Annotated in this window: 2 protein-coding genes and 1 pseudogene; all 3 read right to left on the bottom strand. The window is 71.4% G+C overall.

Going from position 1 to position 3,299, the window contains the following annotated elements; translation table 11 throughout:
- Window positions 1-127: 127 nt before the first annotated feature.
- A pseudogene (locus RM555_RS30735) lies at window positions 128-1,171 on the bottom strand (ABC transporter ATP-binding protein); the annotation flags it as partial.
- 120 nt (window positions 1,172-1,291) lie between these two features.
- Window positions 1,292-2,248 (bottom strand): ABC transporter permease, encoded by a 957-nt coding sequence (locus RM555_RS30730; protein ID WP_311414986.1) that lies wholly within the window; start codon window positions 2,246-2,248, stop codon window positions 1,292-1,294.
- Window positions 2,245-3,249, bottom strand: coding sequence for an ABC transporter permease (locus tag RM555_RS30725; protein ID WP_311414985.1), 1,005 nt, complete (start codon window positions 3,247-3,249; stop codon window positions 2,245-2,247). Before RM555_RS30725 ends, RM555_RS30730 begins: the two co-directional genes overlap by 4 nt.
- Window positions 3,250-3,299 lie beyond the last annotated feature (50 nt).

Here is a 3,299-nt window from a genome sequence, read left to right as displayed (position 1 = left end):
CAGGCGCAGTGCTGGTGGCAGCCGGCGCCTCCGCAGGCGCAGTGCTGGTGGCAGCCGGCGCCTCCGCAGGCGCAGTGCTGGTGGCAGCCGGCGCCTCCGCAGGCGCAGTGCTGGTGGCAGCCGGCGCCTCCGCAGGCGCAGTGCTGGTGGCAGCCGGCGCGGTGCTGCTGGTGGCGGCGGGCCGGGGCACGGTGCCGGGCACCGGCGCCGGGTTGACGCAACGGTAGCTGCGGCCGTCGTGGGCGAGCACCAGCGCGGGCGGCTCCCCCACGCACTCGTCGACCCGCCGGGTGCAGCGCGGCGCGAAGGCACAGCCGTCCGGCCAGGGCAGCAGGTCGCGGACCGAACCCGGGATGGGGTTCAGCCGCTCGCCGCGCCCGGCGTCCAGGCGCGGCACCGAGCCGAGCAGCCCCACGGTGTACGGATGCCGTGGCTCGCGGAACAGCGGGCGACGGCGGGCCGTCTCCACCACCCGGCCGCCGTAGAGCACGTTGATGGAGTCGCACATGCCGGCGACCACACCCAGGTCGTGCGTGATCATCACGAGGGCGGTGCCGGACTCCCGGACCAGCTCCTTGAGCAGCTCCAGGATCTGCGCCTGGATGGTCACGTCCAGCGCCGTGGTCGGCTCGTCGGCGATCAGCAGCCGGGGCTGGCAGGCCACCGCCATCGCGATCAGGGCGCGCTGGCGCATGCCGCCGGAGAGCTGGTGCGGGTACTCCTTCAACCGCCGCTTCGGGTCGGGGATGCCGACCCGGTCGAGCAGCGCCGCCGCCTCCTTCTCCGCCGCCGCGCCCTTCATCCCCCGGTGCCGGGTGAGCACCTCGGTGACCTGCAACCCGATCGGGATCACCGGGTTCAGCGACGAGAGCGGGTCCTGGAAGATCATCGCGACGTCGCGGCCCCGGATGTCCCGCCGGGACCGGTCGTCGAGCTGGAGCAGGTCCGTGCCGTCGAAGACCGCCTTGCCGCCGACGCGCAGGCCCGGCTGCTTCGGCAGCAGGCCCATGATCGCCAGCGAGGTGACGCTCTTGCCACAGCCGGACTCGCCGACCAGGCCGACCACCTCGCCCGCGTCGACGGAGAAGGAGACCCCGTCGACGGCGTGCACGGCGCGCTGACCGCGCCGGGCGAAGGTGACGGAGAGATCTTCGACATCAAGCAGAGCCATGTCGGGCCCGCCTTTCGTTCGCGACTGCGGGGCTCGCAAGCTCACTCCTCGCGCTCACCGTGCTGGCCTTTTCGTTCGCGACTGCGGGGCTCGCAAGCTCACTCCTCGCGCTCACCGGCCCTACTTCCGCAGCTTCGGGTCGAGTGCCTCGCGCATCGCCTCGCCGAGCAGGGTGAAGCCCAGCGCGGTGACGATGATGGCGAGGGCGGGCAGGATCGCCAGCCGGGGCGCGGAGTCGAGGTACTGCTGCGCGTCGGCGAGCATCACACCCCACTCGGGGATGGAGGCGTCGTTGTTGCCGAGCCCGAGGAAGGAGAGCGCCGCGGCCTCGATGATCGCGGTGGCCAGGGTGAGGGTGGCCTGCACGATGACCGGGGCGAGCGAGTTCGGCACCACGTGGGTCAGCGCGATCTTCGGCTTCTTCACGCCCAGCGAGACGGCGGCCAGGACGTAGTCGCTGTTGGCCTGGGAGATCATCGAACCGCGCAGCAGCCGGGCGAAGACCGGCACCGACACCACGCCGACCGCGATCATGACCGTGGTCAGACCGGCGCCGAGCAGGGCGGCGATGCTGATCGCCAGCAGCAGGCTCGGCATGGCCAGCAGCATGTCGACGAAACGCATCAGCACGTTGTCGACCGCCCGGCCCCACCGGCCGCCGAGGCCGGCGGCGGCGCCGGCGACCCCGCCGATGAGCGAGCCGACCGCGAGGCCGATCAGGGTGGAGACCACGCCGACCAGCAGGGTCTGCCGGGCGCCGACGATCATTCGGCTGAACTCGTCGCGACCGATGTGGTCGACGCCGAACCAGTTCTCGCCCCGGAAGCCGGGGAAGTCGCCGAGGCGGATCTCGCTCTTCCAGAGCTGGGCGTCCGGCGCGTGCGGGACGAAGAACGGCCCGAGGATGGCGACCAGCAGGAACAGGCTCAGGATCACCGCGCCGACGATCGCCGCCGGGTTGCGCCGCAGCCGGCGGAACGCCTCCTTCCAGAGGCTGACGCCACGCTCGTCCTCCCGGGCCGCCAGCTCGGCGAGCCGGTCGATCTTTTCCTTCTTGGTGCCGCCGGTGATCGTCATCGGACCCTCACCCTCGGGTCGATCAGGCTGTAGGAGAGGTCGACCAGGAGGTTCACCAGCACGTACACCACCGCGATGATCAGGATGAAGCCCATCAGCACGGGATAGTCACGCTGGCTGATCGCCTCGTAGATGAAGGCTCCGATGCCACTGAAGGCGAAGACGGTCTCGGTCAGCACCGCGCCGGAGAGCAGGCCGCCGGTGAGCAGGCCGATCGAGGTGACCACCGGCAGCATGGAGTTGCGCAGCACGTGCCGGCGCCGGACCGTGCTCTCGGTCAGGCCCTTCGCCTCGGCGGTGCGTACGAAGTCCTCGTTGAGCACCTCGAGCACGCTGGCGCGGGTGATCCGGACGATGATCGCCAGCGGGATGCTGGCCAGCGCGACGGCCGGCAGCACCAGGTGCCAGAGCGCGTCGGCGGCGGCGTCCCACTCCCGGGTCATGATCCCGTCGAGGACGAAGAAGTTGGTGATCCGCGTCGCCCCGAGCGTCGGGTCCTGCCGGCCGCTCGCCGGGAACCAGCCGAGGTTCTCGGCGAAGATCGCCTTGAGCACGTACGCGAGGAAGAAGACGGGGATGCAGATGCCGATCAGGGAGCCGCCGACCGAGAGGTGGTCCAGCATCCGGCCGCGGCGGCGGGCCGCCAGGTAGCCCAGCGGGATGCCGAGGCCGACCGCGATCAGCATCGCCGTGACGGAGAGCTCGACCGTGCCGGGGAACCGCTCGACGAACTCGGTGACCACGGTCCGCTTGGTGGAGGTCGAGGTGCCCAGGTCGAGGCGGATCAGCCGCCGCACGAACCGGCCGTACTGCACCAGGATCGGCTCGTCGAGGCCCATGTTGCGCCGGATCTGGGCGCGCATCTCGGGCGTCCCACGCTCACCGAGGATGGCGGTCTCGGGACCGCCGGGCAGTCGGCGGAGCCAGATGAACAGCAGGAGGGAGAGCCCGAACAGCGTGGGTATCAGCTGAAGCAGGCGTCTGACGATGAACCGGAACACGGCGGCCTCGAAAGGGGTACGGAGGGTCGTGGGGGGGGGGGGGCGGCGCG

It is taken from the genome of Micromonospora reichwaldensis, from assembly GCF_031845925.1.
GTDB classification, from domain to species: domain Bacteria; phylum Actinomycetota; class Actinomycetes; order Mycobacteriales; family Micromonosporaceae; genus Micromonospora; species Micromonospora reichwaldensis.
This window is presented reverse-complemented; position numbering and strand designations above follow the sequence as displayed.